Raw genomic sequence first — 16,790 nt, forward strand, 5'->3', positions numbered from 1 at the left:
GGGCACCGCCTAGCTCTTGGCGAGGAACTCCCGGTCGCGGTCCTGCACGCGGCGCTCGAGCGCGGCACGGAGCCGGTCGTGCGCGGCGAGCGACGGGTCCTCCGCGAGGAGCCGCTCGGCCAGCGCCCGCGCCTCCACGATGACGTCCGCGTCCTGCACCACCCGCAGCAGGCGGAGCGACGAGCGCCCGCCGGACTGCGAGTCGCCCAGCACGTCGCCCTCGCGGCGCAGCTCCAGGTCGACCTCGGCGAGCGCGAAGCCGTCGAGCGTCGCGGCGACCGCCTCCACCCGCTCGCGCGCGACCGTCCCCGCCTCCGCCGCCGTCACGAACAGGCACACCCCCGCGACGCCGCCGCGCCCGATGCGCCCGCGGAGCTGGTGCAGCTGCGAGACCCCGAACCGCTCCGCGTCGAGCACGACCATCATCGAGGCGTTCGGCACGTCCACGCCGACCTCGATGACCGTCGTCGACACCAGGACGTCGATCTCCCCCTCGGCGAAGGAGCGCATCACAACGTCCTTCTCCTCCGTCGTCATCCGCCCGTGCAGCGCGGCCGACCGCCGCTTCCCGAGCAGCGGATGCGCGCGCACGCCCTCGAGCGTGGCCGCGACGGTCGTGAGCGGCGCGGCGGCGTCCTCCTCGGGCGGCTGCGCGCCCTCGGCGGGCTCCCCCGGCTCGATCGCCGGGCAGACGAGATAGACCTGGTGGCCCGAGCGGATCTCCTCCTCGGCGCGCTCCCACGCCCGCGCGATCCACGCGGGATGGTCGGCGAGCGGGACCACGTGGCTCGTGATGCCGGGGCGCCCGGCGGGCAGCTCGCGGATGGTCGACGTGTCGAGATCGCCGAAGACCGTCATGGCGACGGTCCGCGGGATGGGCGTGGCCGTCAGCACCAGCACGTGCGGCGGGGTGGCGCCCTTCCGGCGCAGGGCGTCCCGCTGGTCCACGCCGAAGCGGTGCTGCTCGTCGATCACGACGAGGCCCAGGTCGTAGAAGGAGACCGCGTCGCCGAGGAGGGCGTGCGTGCCGACGACGATCTTCGCCGTGCCCGAGACGATCCGGAGGAGGGCCGCGCGGCGCTGCGCCGCCCCCAGCCCGCCGGTGAGGAGGGTCGGCACCAGCTCGGCCGCGAGTTCCGGGCCGAGGGTCCTCGCGATCGAGCGGAGATGCTGCCCCGCGAGCACCTCGGTGGGAGCGAGCAGCGCCGCCTGCCCGCCGCTCTCGGCCGTGGCGAGCATCGCCCGGAGCGCGACGAGGGTCTTGCCGGAGCCGACCTCGCCCTGCACCAGCCGGGTCATCGGGCTCTCGGCAGCCAGATCGGCGGCGATCTCGTGCCCCACCGCGGTCTGGTCGCCGGTGAGGGCGAAGGGCAGCGCGGCGTCGAAGCGCTCGAGCAGCCCGCCGGGGCCGGGCACGCGGGCGGTCGCGGGGCTGCTGCGCGCCGAGGCCCGGCGCTCGAGCAGGGCGAGCTGCAGGAGGAACGCCTCGTGGAAGCGGAGCGTCTCGCGCGCCTGCGCCTCCTCGCCCTCCCGCTGCGGGCGGTGGATCAGCTCCAGCGCCTCGCCGAGGCCCAGCAGCGAGCGGCCGGCGCGCACCTGCTCGGGCATCGGGTCGGGCACGTCGCGCAAGCCGTCCAGCAGCACGCCGATCGCGGCCTGGAGCTGCCAGCTCGAGATCGCGCTGGTCGCCGGGTAGATCGGGATCGGCCGCTCGGCCCAGTCCTTCGCGAGCTCACCGCCTCCCGTCTCCGTCGCGGCGGCCTCCTCGTCGTCGAACAGGCGGTAGTCGGGATGCGTGAGCTGCGGGGTGTCGCGGAACATCGAGACCGTGCCCGCGAAGATCCCGCGCACGCCGCGGTGGAGCTTCGCCGCGCGCCAGGGCTGTCCGAAGAACGTCAGCGAGAGCGTGCCCGAGCCGTCCGAGATGACGACCTCGAGCAGGGTGCCGCGCCGGTTGCGCATCGGCCGCTCGCGCACCTCGCGCACCTCCGCCACGATCGTCACGCTCTCTCCCACGGGGAGACGCGAGAGCGCCGTCAGCTCGCCCCGCTTCGCGTAGCGGCGCGGGTAGTGGCCCAGGAGCTCGCCGACCGTGCGGTACCCGAAGGCCTTCTCGACCGCACTCGCCGTGCGCGGCCCGATCAGCGGCGCGAGCGAGGCGTCGAGGGGGTCCGGGATCACCTAGCGATCATAGGTCGGACCTCGGACGCGCGAGCCGGGCGACCGGGTCCAGCGCCGAGCGGGGCACGACCGACGCGAGCACCCGACGACCGGCACCCGCGGAGCCGCGGAGCGCGGCGGCCACGGCGGTCGCGTCGTCCCACGCCTCCGACTCGCTCGCGGACGGCGAGTAGCGCCGGCGCTCGACGCGCTCCCGGAGCCCCTGCAGACGTGCCGCCGCTCCGGGGTCGAGGGCGGGAGCAATGCGGGCCTCCTGCGCGCGCGGCGACTCCGTGTCCTCCACGGGGACGCCCAGGTCGCGGGCGGTCGCCAGCAGCTCGGCCCACGCGGCCTCGACGGAGCCGGAGCGCGCGGACCGGCGCCGCAGCGCGCGCTGGACGGCGCGCATCAGCCAGGGGACGAGCACGAGCAGCAGGAGCAGCACCCAGAGCGTCGCCGCGGGAGCCGCCGTGGTGCTCGAGGCGCCGACGGCGCCGGGGGTCGGCGTCGCCGACGCGGCCGTCGGAGTGGGTGTCGCGGCGGGAGCGCTGGTCGCACCGGGCGCGGTGGTCGCGGTCGAGCCCGGGGCGGTGGGGCCCGAGGACGCCGTCGCGCTCGGCAGGGTGTACGAGGCCGGAGCGCCGCGGCTGGGCGTCGGCTCGAAGGGCAGCCAGCCGACCCCCTCGAAGTACAGCTCCGGCCAGGCGTGCAGGTCGGAGGAGAGGACGCGGTAGGTGGTCAGGTCGCTGCCGCCGGAGGGCACGACGGAGCCGGGCTGGTAGCCGATGGCGAGCCGCGACGGGATCCCGAGCTCGCGCGCCATCACCGCCATCGCCGAGGCGAAGTGGACGCAGTAGCCCTCCTTCGTCGTCAGGAACGCCGAGAGCACGCCGACTCCGTCGCCGTCGTAGCCCTCCTCCGCGGGAGTGTCCTCGGAGTAGCGGAACTCGGACGAGCGGAAGTACGTCTGCAGCGCGCGCGCCCGGTCGTAGGCGGTCGGAGCCTCCGCCGTGACCTCCTCCGCGGTGGTGCGGACGATCTCGGGCACGTCGTCGGGGAGCGAGAGGTACCGGTCGACGCCGGACGGCGCGGGCGCGGCGAGCAGCTGCTGCGGGTCGGGCTCGAGCCGCAGCGCCTGCACCTGGTAGTCGTCTCCGGAGCGGGTCGTCGCGTCGCCGCGGATCGAGCCGTCCTGCACGTCCTGGAGCCAGCCGTCGCCGACGCCCGTCAGCGACGAGACCGGATACGGCACGGGGAGCCACTGGCTCCGCAGCGTCTCCACCGAGACGTCGACCTCCTCCGCCTCGCGCGGCACGCTCTCGGAGAGCCCCTCGGGCGTGATCGGCGCCTCGATCGGAGCGGTCTGCTCCGTCTCGCTCGGCGCCCAGTCGTCACCGTCGAAGTCCGAGACGGTCAGCACGCGGAGGTAGACGGGCAGGTCGGAGTCGGTGGCGTAGCGCAGCACGGTCACGGGGTTCGGGCGGCGCAGGTCCGCGCCGAGAGCGACCACCGGGTCGATCGCGCCGTTGAAGAGGCTGCCGGAGACGCCCGAGGGGGCGGTGGTGCGCGCGTAGCCTGCCGCCGACCCGGCGACGACTCCCGCGCCCAGGACGACGACGGTCACGGCCGCGAAGGCGGGCAGCACGGCCGCGGCCGCGCTCGGGCCGCTCGGGCGGCGGGGGGCGGCCGTGGCGGCGAGCACGCCCGCGTAGGCGAGCGCAGTGACGACGAGGCTCGCCCAGGACACCTCGGAGGGGTCCACGATCGCCGGCACCGCGAGCAGCGCCGCGGGGAACAGACCGGCCAGGGCGGGGAGGCGGACGGAGAAGGCGAACAGGTCGGCCGCCCAGGCGAGCACGACCACCCCGCCGATCAGGAGGAACGAGATGCCGTCGTCGGCGATGGCCGGGAGCCCCTGCTGGGCGATGGACTGGAAGCCGCCCTGCGCGAGCGCCTCCGCCTGCGCGACGGCGCCGGGCGTGGGGATCACGAACAGCAGGGCCCGACCGGGCACGAACATCGCGGTCAGCACGCCGACCATCGTCAGCGTGCCGAGGATCGGCGGGACGACGGGGTGCACGCGCAGAGCCCGGGCGGCGGCCGGGACGCCGAGCACCACGGCGACCGCGCTCGCGAGGAGCACCAGCCAGTCGACGCCGACGAGGAGCCGCCCGATCCCGGCGGCGGCGGCCGTGATCGCGAGGAAGAGCAGACCGCTCAGAGGAGCCGACCCGGCGCGCGGATCGCTCTCGACGCGGCGGCTCACGCCACCACCCGCAGAGCGAGGGCCTGCGCCCACGCCTCCTCGACGGAGGCACTCGGGTCGACGGACACCGCGTACCAGCCGAGCGAGGCGAGAGCCGCCTCCTCCTCAGCGGTGCCGGCGACGACGAAGGCGATCGCGGGGCGCGACTGCGCGGCCAGGGAGCCGAGGGCGTCGAGGTCCGACTCGAGGAGTCGGGTGAGGACGGCGAAGACCGGTCGCACTCCCCCGGTGTCGCGAATGTCGGCCGAGATCCGGGTCACCGCGTCGACCGACTCGCGCGAGGGCGCCAGCTCGGCCAGGCGCAGCAGCACGTCGTGCGCCACCTCGCGCTCGTCCTCCGAGTGCTCCGGCTCGCCGTCCGCACCCGTCTCGACGAGGTGGGTCTCGAAGCCGCGGTCGAGCAGGTGCACGGCGAGGGAGGCCGTCATCGACACCGCCCACTCGAGCCGGTCGTCGCCGCGCCGCTCGAGCACGCGCTCGGCCCGGGTCTCGAGGAGGATCCACGCGTGCGGATCGGTGTTCTGCTCGTCCTGGCGGACCATGAGCTCACCGGAGCGGGCGCTCGCCCGCCAGTGCACCCGGCGCATGGCGTCCCCCGGGCGGTAGTCGCGCGGGATCACGTCGTCCGTACCGGCGCCGGCCGTCGCGTGCGCGACCGGGCTCGATCCGCCGGCTCCGTGCGCGTCCAGGACGTCGCTCTGGAGGGGCACGACCCGCGGAGTCACGACGAACGGCTGCGCAGCCCCCACGACGCTCTCGCGGAGCGCGAGCCCGAGGCCGTCGCCGCGCACCAGGCGCAGCGGGCCGATGCGGTGGATCCCGCGCCGCTCGGCGGGCAGACGGTAGCGGGCGCGCACGCGGCCGCCCGACGGGACGCCCGGCAGCCCGAAGACGCCCTCGGCGACCGGCCGGCCGACGACGACCCCGCGCTCCACGCGCTCGAGCCGGTCGTGGGCGCGCGCCCCGCTGCGGACGGCGCGGCCGCGGTTCTCGAGCAGCACGTCGACCTCCACCACGTCGCCGGCCGCGACGGTCTGGGGAGCGAAGCGGCGCTGCACCCGGAACGACGCCGGCGCCAGGAGCAGGGAGACGAGCGCGCCCAGGGGCAGGCCCAGCAGCACCAGGCCGACGAACAGCAGCTCGCGGAACTCTGTCAGCGGCGCTATCACCACTCCCGCGACGCCCAGCAGAACGAGCGCCCAGCCGCGCAGCGTCAGCGCGACCCCGCGGAGCGCGGGCAGACCGCCGAGACGGGACGACGGCGTCTCGGCGGGGCGGGCCTCAGTCGCCACGGTTGCCGAAGGGGACGGGGGTGGCCGCGACGATGCGCTGCACGATCTCGGTGACCGAGTGCGAGGATCCGGCGCCGGAGCGGCCGGGGAGGCGGGTGGCGGGCAGGAGGCGGTGGCCGAGCACGGGGACGGCGAGCGCGTCCACGTCGTCCGGCACCACGAAGTCGCGGTCGCTGAGGGCGGCAAGCGCCTTCGCGGCGGCGATCAGCTGGAGCGTGGCGCGCGGGCTCCCCCCGAGCCGCAGCTCGGGGTCCACCCGCGTGGCCTGCATGATCGCCACCACGTACTCCTGCACAGGCGGTGCGACGTACACGGAGCGCACGTAGGCCATCATCCGCTCGAGCTCGGCGAGGCCCACGACGGGCCGCAGCTCCTCGAGCGGGCTGGCCGAGTCGCGGGTGCGGATCATCTCGAGCTCGGCGCGCTCATCGGGGTAGCCGAGCGAGAGGCGGGCCATGAAGCGGTCGCGCTGGGCCTCGGGCAGTGAGTAGGTGCCCTCCATCTCGACCGGGTTCTGCGTCGCGATCACGGCGAAGGGGCGCGGGAGGAGGTGGGTGGTGCCGTCGACCGAGACCTGGCGCTCCTCCATGCACTCCAGCAGCGCCGACTGCGTCTTGGGCGAGGCCCGGTTGATCTCGTCGCCGATCAGGATGTTCGCGAAGACCGGGCCCGGCTTGAACTCGAAGTCGCGGGTCGCCTGGTTGTAGACCGAGACCCCCGTGACGTCGGAGGGGAGCAGGTCGGGCGTGAACTGGATGCGCGCGACGCTGCCGCCGACCGAGGCCGCCAGCGACTTCGCCAGGACCGTCTTGCCGGTGCCGGGGACGTCCTCCATCAGGAGGTGCCCACCGGCGAGGAACACCGTCAGCGCCATCGAGACCTCGGCCGACTTGCCGTCGATCACGCGGGTGAGGTTCCCGAGGACGGCGCCGCAGTGCGCCGTGAACTCCTCGCGGGTCAGGGGCGTCTCGGGTGCCGCTCGGCGGCCGACAGCGGAGCGGGTGTCTTCGAGCGACGTCATAGCTACGGATTCTCGCAGTCCTGACGGGAAAAGGGTCCAGGTTCCGCGAGTTCGCAGTGTGCCGCCAGGCAGGAGCCGCGCGGCGGCCACCGGACGCCGCAGGCAGGGGTGCCGCCCTATGCTCGGTCCGGTGACCAGGATCATCGCCGGATTCGCCGGCTCGCTCACCCTCCGGGTCCCGCGCGCGGGCACCCGCCCCACCAGCGACCGCGTGCGCGAGGCCGTCTTCTCGGCCCTCGAGGCCCGGGACGCCCTCGACGGCGCGACGGTGGTCGACCTCTACGCGGGCTCCGGCGCCCTCGGGCTCGAGTCGGCCAGCCGCGGAGCGAGCGCGGTCGTCCTGGTCGAGCGCGACCCGAAGGCCGCCCGGACCGCGGGCGAGAACGCACGGGCGATCGCGACCGCGGCTGCCAAGAACAAGCGGCCCGCCCCGCGGATCGAGGTGGTGACCGGCTCGGTCCGCTCCTTCCTCGACGGCTCCCCGGCCCTCAACACGGACACGGTGTTCCTCGACCCGCCCTACGACCTCGGCGAGGACGACCTCGCCGCCGACCTCGCCGGCGTCCTGCCGCTGCTGCGCGAGGACGCGGTGGTCGTCGTGGAGCGGAGCTCCCGCAGCCCGGAGCCGCGCTGGCCCGCGGGTCTGGAGCGGGAGCGGAGGAAGGACTACGGCGAGACCACGATCTGGTGGGCTTCGCCTGCGTCGCCCGCGCCGGCCGCCTCGCCCGCTTCCTCCCCGGCCGGCTGACCGGCCTCAGCCCGCCGCGCCGTCCCAGCCGAGGTACGGGTCCCAGCCCCCGCGCCCCTCGAGCGCGACCCCGCCCAGGCGCACCTCCGGGCCCCCCTCGCGGACGACCCCGAGCGGGACGAAGCCCTCCGGCAACGCCGCGGCGGGCGGGAAGCACGCGAGCATCGCGTGGTCCTCGCCACCTCCCAGCACCAGCGCCCTCGCCAGGTCGAGGTCCACGCCCTCCACCCCCGTGAGCCCGCGCGCGTGCACGTCGACCGCCGCGGCATCGAGGTCGATCGCCACTCCGCTCGCACGCGCCATCCGACGGGCGTCGAGCACCACGCCGTCCGAGACGTCCATCATCGCGGTGGCGGTCCCGCCCGCGGCCTCGCCCGCGGAGATCGGCGCGGTCGGGCGCAGCTGCGCCTCGAGGAGGGACGGATGCCGCTCGCGGAGCCGGTCGGCGAGGTCGGCCGACGGCTCCCCGTCCCGCCGCGCCTGCTCGAACAGCAGGCGCAGCCCGAGCCCCGCTCGTCCCAGCGGGCCGGCCACGGCGAGCACGTCCCCCGGCCTCGCACCGCTGCGGAGCACCGGCGGTCGTCCGTCGAGCGAGCCGAACGCCGTGATCGAGAGCGTCAGTGTCGCGGAGGCGGACAGGTCTCCCCCGACGACTCCGCATCCCGGCGCCATCGCGGCGCAGCCGGCGGCGAGTCCGCCCGCGATCCCCTCCAGCACGTCGACGCCCAGCGACTGGGGCGCCGCGAGCGCGACGACGAGCCCGGTGGGACGGGCCCCCATCGCCGCGACGTCGGCGAGGTTCGAGGCCGCCGCCTTCCAGCCCAGGTCCGCCGGGCTCGACCAGGCCAGCCGGAAGTCGGGGCCGTGCACCATCATGTCCGTGGTCACCACGAAGCGGCCGTCGGGAGCCCGCAGCACCGCGCAGTCGTCGCCGGGCCCGACCAGGGTCTCCGCGCCCGGGCCGCCGAGCCGGGCCAGCACCCTCGCGAGCACCTCGCCCTCGCTGAGCTCGGCCAGGGTGGGACTCCGATCCTCTGCCATGGTTCACACGCTAGCGTTGACGGCGATGTCCCCCCGCCGACTCCGCTCCCCCCTCCTCGCCGCCGCCGCCGTCCTGCTGCTCTCGGGCTGCTCGGCCAGCGTCGCACTCGAGCCCGCCGCCGATGCGACGAGCACCGGCTGCGCCGAGGTCTCGGTGCGCCTGCCCGACGTGGTCGCGGAGCAGCCCGAGCGCGAGACGAACGCTCAGGGCACCGCCGCCTGGGGCACCCCGGCCGCCGTCATCCTCCACTGCGGAGTCGAGGTGCCCGGCCCGACGACGGACCTCTGCGTGAACGTCAGCGGAGTCGACTGGATCATCGACGAGACGCAGAAGGACGAGGACATCTACACGCTGACCACCTACGGGCGCGATCCCGCGGTGGAGATCACCGTCGACCAGAGCCGCGCGTCCGGATCCTCCGCGGCGCTCGACCTGGCGAACGCCGTCTCCTACGTCCCGCAGACGCGCGAGTGCACCGACGTCTCGGACGCCGACACCCTCGATCCGACGGACACGCCCACCGGCTGAGTCTCAGCGGTCAGACGCCGAGGGCTCGACTCGCTGCGGTGAGCGCACCATCGGCGGTCGCCCCCAGCTCACGCGCGCGCGACGCGAACACGGCGGCCGCAGCCTGCAGCTCACGCTCCAGCGCATCCACGCCTCCCGCGACGACCGTGCCCGCCCGGCCGCGCGTCTCGACCAGGCCCGCCGACTCCAGCTCCCGGTAGGAGCGGGCGACCGTCCCCGCGGCGACGCCCAGCGTCTCGGCCAGCGCGCGCACCGGCGGCAGCCGCATCCCGACCGGCAGCTCGCCCGCGGCGATCAGAGCGGTGATCTGCTCGCGGATCTGCTCGAAGGGCGCCGCGGCCGCGCCCGCCTCGACGCGGAGCGCGAGCGCCGGCGTCATCGGGCGGCGACCGGGACGCGGTCGAGCGCCGAGTCGAGCAGCTCGCTGATCAGGTCCGGGTAGTCCACGCCGCTCGCGCCCCACATGCGCGGGAACATCGAGACCGGCGTGAAGCCGGGCATGGTGTTGATCTCGTTGACGACGAAGCCGTCGGCGGTGAGGAAGAAGTCGACCCGGGCGAGGCCCTCGGCTCCGATCGCGTCGAAGGCGCGGATCGCGAGTGACCGCATCTCGGAGAGCTCGCCGTCGGTGAGATCGGCCGGGCAGACCAGCTCGATGCCGGACGCCCCGAGGTACTTCGCCTCGAAGTCGTAGAAGCCGCGGCCGGTGACGACCACCTCGCCGGCGACGGAGGCGCGGGCCGGAGCACCGCGGCGGCCGCCGAGCACGCCGATCTCTACCTCGCGGCCGACGATGCCCGACTCGATCAGTACCCGCGAGTCGTGCGCGAACGCCTCCTCCAGCGCGGCCTCGAGCTGCTCGCGCTCGTCGATCCGGCTGACGCCCACGCTCGAGCCGGCCCGCGCCGGCTTCACGAACGCGGGCAGGCCCAGCTCGTCGAGGGCCGAGGAGGCGTCGCCCGGGTCGGCGCGCCACTCCGCCTCGGTCACGAGGTACCAGGGCGCCACCGCGAGGCCCGCGGCCCGCAGCACCGTCTTGGTGAAGTGCTTGTCCATGCCGAGAGCCGACGCGAGCACGCCCGAGCCGACGTAGGGCAGCCCGACGAGCTCGAGCATCCCCTGGACGGTGCCGTCCTCGCCCCACGGGCCGTGCAGGATCGGCAGCACCACGTCGACCTCGCCGAGCGAGCACGTCGCGCCGTCCTCGGTCGTCACGGTGAGCTCTCGCGAGAGGGCGGACTCCGGCCAGCGCACACGGGAGCCGTCGTCCTCGACCCGGGGCAGCGACGCGGCGTCGAGAGCGAACTTCTCGGGACGGTCCTCCTCGAGCACGAAGGCGCCGTCGGAGGTGATCCCGACGGGGATCACCTCGAAGCGGTCACGGTCGATCGCCCGCAGCACCCCGGCCGCCGTTGCGCAGCTGATCGAGTGCTCGCTGGAGCGCCCCCCGAACAGAACGGCCACGCGGAGCTTGCTGGTCATCGAGGTTCCTCTCACCCTGTGGCTCGTCCGAATCCGTGGTCAGGTGCGGCGCGATGTCCTTCGGATCGAGCGTACCGGCGAGCACCTGCGACACCTGCTCGACGATGGGCATGTCGACTCCCCTGGCGCGCGCCAGCTCGAGGACCGGCGCGACGGAGGCGAGCCCCTCCGCCGTCTGCTGCATCGACTTCACCACGTCGGTGAAGCTGTAGCCCTGGCCGAGCAGGCGCCCGGCCGTGTTGTTGCGCGAGAGGGACGAGCTCGACGTCGCGATGAGGTCGCCGAGCCCCGCGAGTCCGGCCATCGTCTCGGCCCGTCCGCCGTACGCGACCGCGAAGTCCGTCATCTCGGCGAGACCGCGCGTGATGATCGACGCCTTCGTGTTCTCGCCGTAGCCGACGCCGTCGACGATGCCGATCGCCACGGCGATGAGGTTCTTCAGCACGCCGCCGAACTCGGTGCCGATCACGTCGGTGTTGACGTAGGAGCGGAAGTAGCGGTTGGTCGCCGCGAGAGCCACCTCCTGCGCGGTGACGAGGCTCTCGGAGGCGATGACCGCCGCGGTCGGCTGCTCCTTGGCGATCTCGAGGGCGAGGTTGGGCCCGGAGGCGACGGCGATCCGGTCGAGGGAGACCGGCAGCATCTGCGCGATCACCTCGCTCATCCGCTGGCCGGTGCCCTTCTCGACGCCCTTCATCAGGCTCACCAGCACCGTGCGCTCGGTGAGAAACGGCGTGATCGCCTCGAGGTTGCTCCGCAGCGACTGCGACGGGATGGAGAGGTAGACGTGGTCCGCGCCCTCCAGCGCCTCCTCGATGCGCGGCGTGGCCCGGATGTTGCGCGGGAGGTTGATGCCGGGGAGGTAGTCGCTGTTGCGCTTGGCCTCGGTGATCTCGCGGGCCAGCTCGGCGCGGCGCGCCCACATCACGACGTCGGAGCCGCCGTCGGCGAGGATCTTCGCGAACGTGGTGCCCCAGCTGCCGGCGCCGAGGATGGCGACGCGGCGGGGCACGGGGATGGGCGCCTTCCTACTGCTCGGACTCAAAGCGACCCGTGCCCTTCTGGTTGTGCTCGGAGGGGTTCCAGCGCTTCTCGGGCGCCGCCTCGCCGCGCAGCTCCTCGAGCAGGGCGGTGATCGCCGCCATCACGACCGCGGAGGCCTCGTTGAGTGTGGCGGAGTCGAGGCTGCGTCCGCGGAAGGCGGACAGGTCGACGGGGTCGCCGACGATCACGTCGACGCGCTTGCGGCGGAAGAGGGTGATCCGCTTGGAGTAGCGGCCCATCAGCTGCTGCGCGCCCCAGTGCGCGACCGGGACGACAGGCAGGCCGTACTGCAGCGCCATCCGCACCGCTCCCGTCTTGCCGCGCATCGGCCAGAGCTCGGGGTCGCGGGTGAGGGTGCCCTCGGGGTAGATGATGACCGAGCGGCCCTCGTCCACGAGAGCCTTGGCGGTCTTCAGCGGCTCGCTGCCGCGGACCGAGCCCGAGCGCTCGACGGGGATCTGCCCGGAGCCGCGCAGGATCGAGCCGAGCACGGGCACCGAGAACAGCGAGGCCTTGGCGAGGAAGCGCGGTGCGCGGCCGGCGCGCCACAGGGTCCAGCCCGTGATGATCGGGTCGATCTCGCTGTAGTGGTTCGGCGCGAACACGAAGGCTCCGGTGCTCGGGATCTTGTCGCCGTTCCGGATCCGCAGGTCGACCGAGGCGGTCATCACGGGGATCACCGCCGCCGCGAGGAACCAGAAGATGGACGGACGGCTTCGCTCAGACACCCGCCCATCCTCGCATCCCGCATCGGAGGGGCCGCGTCCCCACGCCCGGGAGCAGCGGGGCCCCGCGGTGGGAGGAGCGGCCCGGCCGCCGGGTACGGTACCGGCACGCCCCGTCCGCGTCGCCGCCCGTCGCCGTGGGACGCCGTCGGCCGAGCGCTCGGCCGCCTCGCCGACTCGCCGATCGCGCAGTCCGGCCTGGTGCTCCTGCTCGTGTGGGGAGTCGTGATGCTCGCCACGCAGGCCGGACGCGACGCGGCCGCGCTCGGCGACGGCCTCCTGCTGACGCTCGCGGTCCTCGTCGGCGGCTCGGCGGCCGTCGCCCTCGTGATCGGCGGGGTCGACGCCCTCTGGCGCGTGGCGGTGGCACCGCTCGCCCACGTCGAGGCGGAGGCGACCGGCGGCGTCGCGGTCCTCGGACGCGACCGGCTCGGAGCGGGCCTCCGTCGTGTCGAGCCGCGGTTCCCGCTGCCGACGCTGCGGCCCTACGCGGTGGTCGTGCCGCGCCGCCGGGGACTGACCGTCTCCTTCGGCGACTGGGGCGTCGTCGTGCCCTGGGCGCGGATCGCGCGGCTGGAGCGGCGGTGGGTGCTGGTGGGCCTGCGTCCGCGCGAGGCCCTCGAGGTCGTCCTGGCCGGCACGCGGCGCGGACGCCTCACGCTGGTCCTGGTCGAGTCGCCAGGACCGCTGAGCCTCCGGCCCGCGCCGGAGACGACGCTCGCGCTCCTCGAGAAGCGGATCCGGGGACGCCTGGAGGAGGACGCGGAACCGCCCGCGTGGGGCGCGCCCGGGCGCGACAGGACCCCGGGCCGCTGAGGACGGTCGTCCTCAGCGGCCCGGGGTCCCGGTGGGCGGCTACGCGTCGAGCGAGAAGTCGGCGCCCAGCAGCTCGAGCTTGGTGAGGAAGTTCTCGTAGCCGCGGCTGATGATGCCGACGTTCGAGACCGTCGAGGTGCCCTCGGCCGAGAGCGCCGCGATCAGGTGCGAGAAGCCGCCGCGCAGATCCGGCACGACGATGTCGGCGCCGTGCAGCTTCGAGGGTCCCGAGATCACGGCCGAGTGCATGAAGTTGCGCTGCCCGAAGCGGCAGGCCTGCCCGCCGAGGCACTCGCGGTGGATCTGGATGGTCGCGCCCATCTCGACGAGCGCGTCGACGAAGCCGAAGCGCTGCTCGTAGACGGTCTCGTGCACGATCGAGACGCCCTTGGCCTTCGTGAGCGCCACGACCAGCGGCTGCTGCCAGTCGGTCATGAAGCCGGGGTGCACGTCGGTCTCGATGATGACCGGCTTGAGCTCGCCGCCCGGGTGGTAGAAGCGGATGCCGTCCTCGGCGATCTCGAACGCGCCGCCGACCTTGCGGAAGACGTTGAGGAAGGTGGTCATCTCCTGCTGGCGGGCGCCGCCGACGAAGATGTCGCCGTCGGTCGCGAGGGCCGCGGCCGCCCAGGAGGCCGCCTCGTTGCGGTCGAAGAGCGCGCGGTGGGAGTAGCCGGTGAGCCGGTCCACGCCCTCGATGCGGATCACGCGGTCGGTGTCGACCGAGATGATGGCGCCCATCTTCTGCAGGATGTTGATCAGGTCCATGATCTCGGGCTCGATCGCCGCGCCCGAGAGCTCGGTGATGCCGGAGGCGCGCACCGCGGTCAGGAGGACCTGCTCGGTCGCTCCGACGCTCGGGTAGGGCAGCGACACCTTGGCGCCGTGCAGGCCCTCGGGTGCCGACATCCGGATGCCCGAGGGCAGCTTCTCGACGACGGCGCCGAAGTTGCGCAGCACCTCGAGGTGGTAGTCGATCGGGCGGTCGCCGATGCGGCAGCCGCCGAGGTCGGGGATGAACGCCTCGCCCAGGCGGTGCAGCAGCGGGCCGCAGAAGAGGATCGGGATGCGGCTGGAGCCGGCGTGCGCGTCGATGTCGGCGAAGTGCGCGGACTCGACGTTGGAGGGGTCGAGGATCAGCTCGCCCACCTCGGCGCCCTGCTTCACCTTGACGCCGTGGACTTCGAGCAGGCCCTTCACGACGCGGACGTCGCTGATGTCGGGCACGTCGCGGAGGGTGGAGGCGGTCTCGCCGAGCAGCGCCGCGACCATCGCCTTGGTGACCAGGTTCTTGGCCCCCTTGAGCTCGATCCGGCCCACCAGCGGTCGCCCGCCGTTGATGGTGATCCGCTCGGTCGTCATTCCCACCCGTGCTCCCGACGCCTTGGCGTCCTGCAGGGCCTTGGCGTCCTGAAGAAGTGTGTTCACGCTATTTCACCGGCAATGTCTTGGGCCGCCAGCTCTCGCGGCGGGTCTCGAATTCGGAAATGAGCGCTTCGTCGCGCAGGGTCAGGCCGATGTCGTCCAGGCCCTCGATCAGGCGCCATCGAGTGTAGTCGTCGATCTCGAAGTCGAAGGTCTCGCCACCGGCGGTGACCGTACGCGCAACCAGATCCACCGTCGGTTCTATTCCCGGGGTGCCCTCGATGATCTCCCACAGCCGCTCGACGTCGGGCTCCGAGACGACGGCCGCGAGCAGTCCCTGCTTGCCGGCGTTGCCCCGGAAGATGTCGCCGAAGCGGGGGGAGATGACGACCCGGAAGCCGAAGTCGCGCAGCGCCCAGACGGCGTGCTCGCGGCTGGAGCCGATGGCGAAGTCGGGGCCGGCGACGAGGATGCCGGCGCCGCGGTAGCGCTCCTGGTTGAGGACGAAGTCCGCGTCCTGCCGCCAGCCGTGGAAGAGCGCGTCCTCGAAGCCGGTCTTCGTGATGCGGCGGAGGTAGATGCCGGGGAGGATCTGGTCGGTGTCGACGTTGGCGCGCTTCAGGGGCGCGGCGATCGCGGTGACGGTCTCGAACTTCTGCACGGTCAGACTCCTGCTCTCTCGCGGACCGGCTCCAGATCGGAGGGACTGGAGAGGGTGCCGCGCACGGCCGTGGCCGCGGCGACGAGGGGCGAGACGAGGTGGGTCTTCGCCCCCTTGCCCTGACGACCCTCGAAGTTGCGGTTGGACGTGGAGGCCACGCGCTCCCCCAGGACGAGCTGGTCGGTGTTCATCCCGAGGCACATCGAGCAGCCGGCGAAGCGCCACTCCGCGCCGAACGCGGTGACGATCCGGTCGATCCCCTCGGCCTCGGCCTCGAGCCGCACCCGGGCGGAGCCGGGGACGACCATCACGCGGACGCCGGGGGCCTTGGTGCGCCCCTCGACGACGGCAGCGAAGGCCCGCAGGTCCTCGATCCGCGAGTTGGTGCAGGAGCCCATGAAGACCACGTCGACCGGGATCTCCTTCATCGGCGTGCCGGGCTCCAGCGCCATGTACTCCAGCGCTCGCAGAGCGCTGGCGCGCTCGTTCGGATCGTCGAGGACGTCAGGGTCCGGTACCGCCTGCGAGAGCGAGACGCCCTGGCCGGGGTTCGTGCCCCAGGTGACGAACGGCTCGAGCGCGTCGGCGTCGATCACGACCTCGGCGTCGAACACGGCGCCCTCGTCGCTCGGCAGCGTCCGCCAGTAGGCGACCGCGGCGTCCCAGTCCTCACCCGCCGGAGCGTGCGGGCGGCCGTGCAGGTAGGCGAAGGTCGTCTCGTCCGGCGCGACCATGCCGGCCCGCGCACCCGCCTCGATCGACATGTTGCAGATCGTCATCCGGCCCTCCATCGAGAGCGCGCGGATCGCGGAGCCGCGGTACTCGAGGATGTAGCCCTGGCCGCCGCCGGTGCCGATGCGGGCGATGACCGCGAGGATGATGTCCTTGGCCGTCACCCCCTCCTTCAGCGTGCCCTCGACCGTGATCGCCATCGTCTTGAAGGGTTGCAGCGGCAGCGTCTGCGTCGCCATCACGTGCTCGACCTCGCTCGTGCCGATGCCGAAGGCGATCGCGCCGAACGCGCCGTGCGTGGAGGTGTGCGAGTCGCCGCAGACCACCGTGACGCCGGGCATCGTCAGGCCCAACTGGGGGCCGACGACATGCACGATGCCCTGCTCGACGTCGCCCAGGGAGTGCAGGCGGACGCCGAACTCGCCGGCGTTGCGGCGCAGCGCGTCGATCTGGGTGCGGCTGATCGGATCCTCGATGGGGCGTCCGATCTCGAGGGTCGGCGTGTTGTGGTCCTCGGTGGCGATGGTGAGGTCCGGCCGGCGCAGCGGGCGCCCCGCGGCACGCAGGCCGTCGAACGGCTGCGGGCTGGTCACCTCGTGCAGCAGGTGCAGGTCGATGTAGAGCAGGTCGGGAGCGCCGTTCTCGCCCGCGACGACCACGTGGTCGTCCCAGACCTTCTCGGCGAGGGTGCGCGGCTTCTCGGCTCTCCTGCCGGTCCCTGCTCCACTCGACGCGGGCGCGGCTGTGCCGGGTGTGGTCTCGATCATGACGGTTCCTTCTCCTCCTGGAGTCGCTGCTCGGCCGGGCGAGGCACCGCGACGAGGGAGGCCGTCAGTTCGAGGTCTCGTCGCGGCACGGAAGGAGGTGCGGGCCACTCAGCATGGACCGAGAATAGCACCGCGCTCCCC

At 73.7% G+C, this 16,790-nt stretch carries 15 protein-coding genes; 3 read left to right on the forward strand and 12 right to left on the reverse strand.

The features are described from left to right. Positions 1-9: 9 nt before the first annotated feature. From C5C63_RS00135 to C5C63_RS00150, 4 genes are read right to left on the reverse strand one after another with little or no spacing between them, the layout of a single operon-like run. Positions 10-2,181, reverse strand: coding sequence for an ATP-dependent DNA helicase RecG (locus tag C5C63_RS00135; protein ID WP_374954089.1), 2,172 nt, complete (start codon positions 2,179-2,181; stop codon positions 10-12). Between the two features lie 7 nt (positions 2,182-2,188). Then, entirely contained in the window at positions 2,189-4,426 is a 2,238-nt protein-coding gene (locus C5C63_RS00140; protein WP_104325301.1) for a DUF3488 and transglutaminase-like domain-containing protein, read from the reverse strand. Then, complete coding sequence (locus tag C5C63_RS00145; protein WP_104325302.1) at positions 4,423-5,718, reverse strand: DUF58 domain-containing protein; 1,296 nt, start codon at positions 5,716-5,718, stop codon at positions 4,423-4,425. Before C5C63_RS00145 ends, C5C63_RS00140 begins: the two co-directional genes overlap by 4 nt. Then, positions 5,708-6,739 carry a MoxR family ATPase gene (locus C5C63_RS00150; protein WP_104225624.1) on the reverse strand — a complete coding sequence of 344 codons (1,032 nt, stop codon included), beginning with the start codon at positions 6,737-6,739 and terminating at the stop codon, positions 5,708-5,710. Before C5C63_RS00150 ends, C5C63_RS00145 begins: the two co-directional genes overlap by 11 nt. A gap of 130 nt (positions 6,740-6,869) precedes the next feature. Here C5C63_RS00150 and C5C63_RS00155 point away from each other — a divergent pair, with 130 nt between their 5' ends. Beyond that, positions 6,870-7,487, forward strand: coding sequence for an RsmD family RNA methyltransferase (locus C5C63_RS00155; protein WP_104325389.1), 618 nt, complete (start codon positions 6,870-6,872; stop codon positions 7,485-7,487). A gap of 6 nt (positions 7,488-7,493) precedes the next feature. Here the strand turns inward: C5C63_RS00155 and thiL are convergent, their stop codons facing one another. Further along, entirely contained in the window at positions 7,494-8,528 is a 1,035-nt protein-coding gene (thiL, locus tag C5C63_RS00160; RefSeq protein WP_104295027.1) for a thiamine-phosphate kinase, read from the reverse strand. 25 nt (positions 8,529-8,553) lie between these two features. On the opposite strand from thiL, the gene C5C63_RS00165 reads away from it, so the two are divergent. Next, the gene (locus tag C5C63_RS00165) at positions 8,554-9,057 is read left to right on the forward strand and encodes a DUF3515 family protein (protein WP_104223096.1); all 504 of its coding nucleotides are present in this window, start codon (positions 8,554-8,556) and stop codon (positions 9,055-9,057) included. Positions 9,058-9,067: 10 nt separating this feature from the next. Here C5C63_RS00165 and C5C63_RS00170 read toward each other — a convergent pair whose 3' ends face one another. The 4 genes from C5C63_RS00170 to C5C63_RS00185 are packed head-to-tail and all read right to left on the reverse strand — an operon-like array spanning position 9,068 to position 12,311. Continuing rightward, a complete protein-coding gene (locus C5C63_RS00170) occupies positions 9,068-9,436 on the reverse strand; it encodes a GntR family transcriptional regulator (protein WP_104249623.1) in 369 nt (122 codons plus the stop codon). Then, positions 9,433-10,539 carry a D-alanine--D-alanine ligase family protein gene (locus C5C63_RS00175; protein WP_104295026.1) on the reverse strand — a complete coding sequence of 369 codons (1,107 nt, stop codon included), beginning with the start codon at positions 10,537-10,539 and terminating at the stop codon, positions 9,433-9,435. Before C5C63_RS00175 ends, C5C63_RS00170 begins: the two co-directional genes overlap by 4 nt. Then, positions 10,436-11,551 carry an NAD(P)H-dependent glycerol-3-phosphate dehydrogenase gene (locus C5C63_RS00180; RefSeq protein WP_258065357.1) on the reverse strand — a complete coding sequence of 372 codons (1,116 nt, stop codon included), beginning with the start codon at positions 11,549-11,551 and terminating at the stop codon, positions 10,436-10,438. Before C5C63_RS00180 ends, C5C63_RS00175 begins: the two co-directional genes overlap by 104 nt. A gap of 16 nt (positions 11,552-11,567) precedes the next feature. Continuing rightward, a complete protein-coding gene (locus C5C63_RS00185) occupies positions 11,568-12,311 on the reverse strand; it encodes a 1-acyl-sn-glycerol-3-phosphate acyltransferase (RefSeq protein ID WP_244229445.1) in 744 nt (247 codons plus the stop codon). A 198-nt stretch (positions 12,312-12,509) separates the two neighbouring features. Here C5C63_RS00185 and C5C63_RS00190 point away from each other — a divergent pair, with 198 nt between their 5' ends. Then, complete coding sequence (locus C5C63_RS00190; RefSeq protein ID WP_104325304.1) at positions 12,510-13,124, forward strand: hypothetical protein; 615 nt, start codon at positions 12,510-12,512, stop codon at positions 13,122-13,124. Positions 13,125-13,163: 39 nt separating this feature from the next. Here the strand turns inward: C5C63_RS00190 and murA are convergent, their stop codons facing one another. From murA to leuC, 3 genes are all read right to left on the reverse strand, one after another. Beyond that, a complete protein-coding gene (murA, locus tag C5C63_RS00195) occupies positions 13,164-14,486 on the reverse strand; it encodes a UDP-N-acetylglucosamine 1-carboxyvinyltransferase (protein ID WP_181067970.1) in 1,323 nt (440 codons plus the stop codon). A 67-nt stretch (positions 14,487-14,553) separates the two neighbouring features. Then, entirely contained in the window at positions 14,554-15,150 is a 597-nt protein-coding gene (gene leuD, locus C5C63_RS00200; protein ID WP_104223089.1) for a 3-isopropylmalate dehydratase small subunit, read from the reverse strand. 2 nt (positions 15,151-15,152) lie between these two features. Next, the gene (gene leuC / locus C5C63_RS00205) at positions 15,153-16,649 is read right to left on the reverse strand and encodes a 3-isopropylmalate dehydratase large subunit (RefSeq protein WP_104223088.1); all 1,497 of its coding nucleotides are present in this window, start codon (positions 16,647-16,649) and stop codon (positions 15,153-15,155) included. Positions 16,650-16,790: the final 141 nt, after the last annotated feature.

It is taken from the genome of Rathayibacter sp. AY1B8 (genome assembly GCF_002932775.1).
GTDB lineage: Bacteria > Actinomycetota > Actinomycetes > Actinomycetales > Microbacteriaceae > Rathayibacter.

Bases quoted from the DNA above. Each gene is read 5' to 3' on its own strand.
- C5C63_RS00165 (WP_104223096.1), top strand. From the start codon at position 8,554: ATGTCCCCCCGCCGACTCCGCTCCCCCCTCCTCGCCGCCGCCGCCGTC.
- thiL (WP_104295027.1), bottom strand. From the start codon at position 8,528: ATGGCAGAGGATCGGAGTCCCACCCTGGCCGAGCTCAGCGAGGGCGAG.
- C5C63_RS00175 (WP_104295026.1), bottom strand. From the start codon at position 10,539: ATGACCAGCAAGCTCCGCGTGGCCGTTCTGTTCGGGGGGCGCTCCAGC.
- C5C63_RS00150 (WP_104225624.1), bottom strand. From the start codon at position 6,739: ATGACGTCGCTCGAAGACACCCGCTCCGCTGTCGGCCGCCGAGCGGCA.
- leuC (WP_104223088.1), bottom strand. From the start codon at position 16,649: ATGATCGAGACCACACCCGGCACAGCCGCGCCCGCGTCGAGTGGAGCA.
- C5C63_RS00170 (WP_104249623.1), bottom strand. From the start codon at position 9,436: ATGACGCCGGCGCTCGCGCTCCGCGTCGAGGCGGGCGCGGCCGCGGCG.
- murA (WP_181067970.1), bottom strand. From the start codon at position 14,486: ATGACGACCGAGCGGATCACCATCAACGGCGGGCGACCGCTGGTGGGC.